Origin of the sequence: Pseudomonas sp. NBRC 111139, assembly GCF_001753955.1 — a bacterium.
In the GTDB taxonomy this organism is placed as follows: domain Bacteria; phylum Pseudomonadota; class Gammaproteobacteria; order Pseudomonadales; family Pseudomonadaceae; genus Aquipseudomonas; species Aquipseudomonas alloputida.
This window is the reverse complement of record NZ_BCBP01000131.1, coordinates 1-3,477: the sequence shown is the minus strand read 5'-3', so window position 1 is coordinate 3,477 and position 3,477 is coordinate 1. Positions and strand designations below refer to the sequence as shown.

General features: G+C 66.6%; 1 protein-coding gene. It reads right to left on the bottom strand.

Going from position 1 to position 3,477, the window contains the following annotated elements; all coding sequences use genetic code 11:
* Nucleotides 1-3,477 (bottom strand): condensation domain-containing protein (locus BJQ17_RS29300; protein WP_139139839.1); only part of this gene is annotated, 3,477 nt, incomplete at both ends.

The window sequence follows — 3,477 nt, the reverse complement described above, 5'->3', positions numbered from 1 at the left end:
AGTACCCGCCCAGTTCGCCGGGCTGGTCCAGCAGCAGCACCTGCCCGGCAAACGCCGGCAGCTGCTCGCGCAGGTGCGCCTGGGTCAGCAGCAGCTCAATGCCGCTGTCTTCGAACATGTAGGCCAGCCGCTCGGCCGGGTAGTCCGGGTCCAGCGGTACATAGGCGGCGCCGGCTTTAAGGATCGCCAGCAGGCCAACGACCATTTCCAGCGAGCGCTCGGCGGCGATACCCACCAGGCTTTCCGGGCCGACACCCTGCTCGATCAGCTTGTGCGCCCACTGGCTGGACAGCTCACTCAATGCCCGGTAGCTCATGCGCTGGTCGCCGAACAGCAGTGCCGTGGCATCCGGCTGGCGACGCGCCTGCGCCTCGAACAGCTGGTGCACGCGCCAGTCGCCGGGGTAGTCGGTGACGGTGTCGTTAAGGTCGTGCAGCACCGCTTGCGCCTGCTGCGGGCTCAGCATCGGCAACTCGCCCAACGCCGTTTCGGCGCTGCTCTCAAGCATCTGCTGCAACACCTGCAACAGGTGCTCGCCAAGTTGCTCGGCCAACCGGGCACTGAACCGTGCCCGATCGGCTTTCAACTGCAGCGACAGGTGCGTACCCAGGTTAACCACCAGCGTCAGCGGGTAGTTGGTCTGTTCGTGGTTCGCCACCTCACCAAACACCAGGCTACTGGTGGTATCGGCCTGCAGCGCTTCGGACACCGGGTAGTTCTCGAACACCAGGATGCTGTCGAACAGCGCTTCGCCGCCCTGCCCGGCCCAGCGCTGGATATCGAACAATGGCGTGTGATCGTACTCACGCAGGGCGATGTTCAGCGCCTGCACGGCGTCCAGCCAGTCACCCAGCGCTTGCTCCGGGCGTGGGCTGGCAATGACCGGCAAGGTGTTGATGAACAGGCCGATCTGCTGCTCGATGCCCTTGAGTTCGGCCGGCCGCCCAGCCGTGGTCGCACCAAAGGCGACGCAGGCCTGGCCGGTATAGCGCTGCAGCACCAGCAGCCAGGCCGCTTGCACCACGGTATTGACGGTGACCCTGCGCTCACGGGCAAAGGCGTCCAGGCGGGCGGTCTGCCGGGCATCCAGTTGCTGTACCCGCTCGACCTGCCCCTGCCCTTCACTACCGGCTGCCCAGTCCGTGGCCCTGGCCAGCAAGGTGGGTGCATCCAGGTCTTGCAACTGGCGGGTCCAGAACGCCTGGCGGGCTGCGCCATCCTGGCGCTGCAGCCAGGCAATGTAGTCACGGAAGCGCCCCGGCCCTTGCTCCGGCACGCTGCCGTGGTAGCGCTGCAGCACCTCGCCCAGCAGCCGGGTATTGCTCCAGCCGTCCATCAGGATGTGGTGGCTGGTGTAGATCAGGTGATAACGCTGCGCGTCCAGGCGAATCAGGGTCAGGCGCAACAGCGGCGGCCGGACCAGGTCGAAGCCGGCCGCGCGGTCTGCAGCAGCGAACGCCTCCAGCGCATCGGCAAGGTCGTCACGGCCACGCCAGTCATGCACCGCGAACGGCAACTGCGCCTCACGCTGAATGATCTGCAACGGGCTGGCCAGCTCACCCCAGATGAAGCTGCCACGCAGCAGGTCATGGCAGTCGACGGCCGCTTGCCAGGCAGCACGGAAGCGCTCGGGATCCACGCCAGTCACATCGACCCGCAGCTGGTTGATGTAATCCCCGCCCTGCTGCAGCAGCGTATGGAACATCATGCCTTGCTGCATGGGTGAAAGCGGGAAGATGTCTTCGACCATCGCTGGCGGCAGCGGCAGGCTGTCGAGCTGGGCCTGGGTCAGGCCGGCCAGCGGAAAGTCCGACGGGGTCATGCCGGCATGTTCGCGCTGGCAGCAGTGTTCGACCAGGGCGCGCAGCTCGTGGCTGTATTCATCGGCCAGGCGCTGCACGGTGGCGACTTCGAACATGTCGCTGCTGAAGGTCCAGCCCAGGCTCAGCTCACCGGCGTAGACCTGGCCATTGAGCGTCAGCCAGTTACCCAATGGCGCGTCCAGGCTTTGCTCATCGCCTTTGGGGTCTGCGCAGGGCACCAGCAGCGCCTGCTCATCGGTCGCCAGGTGGCCATCCAGCTGGCCCAGATAGTTGAAGGTGATGCGCGGCACCGGCAAGGCACGCAGGCACTCACGGCTGGCAGCGTCTGCCAGGTAGCGCAGCACACCATAGCCAATGCCCTTTTCGGGCACGGCGCGCAGTTGTTCCTTGACCTGCTTGATCGACCCATCCAGCGTTGCCGCCGGGCTCAGCCGCAGCGGGAACAGGCTGGTGAACCAGCCGACCGTGCGGCCCAGGTCGAGGTTGTCGAACAGCGCTTCGCGCCCGTGCCCTTCCAGCTCGATCAGGGTCGAGGGTTCGCCGCTCCAGCGGCAGATTACCCGCGCAAGCGCAGTCAGCAGCAGGTCGTTGACCTGGGTGCGGTAAGCGGCCGGGGCCTGCTGCAACAGCTGTCGGGTCAGCGCCCCGTCCAGGTGGCTGTAGACCGTGTGGGCGTACCGGTTGCTCAGGGCGCCAGCGCTGTTGTCCTGCGGCAGGCTGCCGCTGGCATGGCTCAACTGCGCCTGCCAATAGCCCAGTTCGGCCTGCAACGTGTCGCTGCCGGCGTAGGCCTGCAGCTGTTCGGCCCAGGCCCTGAAGGCACTGGTCTTGGCGGGCAACTGTGGCACCTGCCCGGCCGCACACTGTTGGTAGGCCCGGTGCAAGTCCTCCAGCAGAATACGCCAGGACACCCCATCGACGACCAGATGATGGATCGCCAGCAACAGGCGCTGACTGCCGTCCGCCAAGGTTGCCAGCACCGCGCGCAGCATCGGCCCATCGGCCAGGTTGAGGCTGCGTTGGGCCTCGGTGCCCAATGCCTGCAGCTCACCGGCATCGGCCAGTGTCGCGCACCATAGCAAAGGTGGCTGTACCGGCCCGGCAGGCCGGTAGCTGGCCTGCCACTGCCCATCAACCTCGACGAAGCTCAGGCGCAGGCTGTCGTGGTGCGTGACCAGGGCCTGCAGCGCCTGCTCCAGTGCCTGTGCATCAAGCACTTGCAGCGGGCGGAACAGCACCGACTGGTTCCACTGCTGGCGGTCGGCAATGGCTGTGTCGAAGAAGGCATGCTGTACCGCCAGCATCGGGGTTGGCCCGTGCAATGGGCGCTGGTCGGCCTGTGCCGCACACCCCACCTGGGCGACTGCGGCCAGGTCTTGTACCGTCTGGTGCTGGAACAGGTCCTTGGTGGTGAAGCGGATGCCCGCCTGGCGGGCGCGGCTGACCACCTGGATCGAGACGATCGAGTCGCCACCGAGGGTGAAGAAGTTGTCGCTGCGGCCGACCCGCTCCAGCTTGAGCAGGTCCTGCCAGATCGCCGCGATCTGCTGCTCCAGCGGACCTTGCGGTGCACTGTAGGCCTGCTGCAGGGCGCTGTTGTCGGGCTTGGGCAAGGCCTTGCGGTCGAGCTTGCCGTTGGCCGTCACCGGCCAGG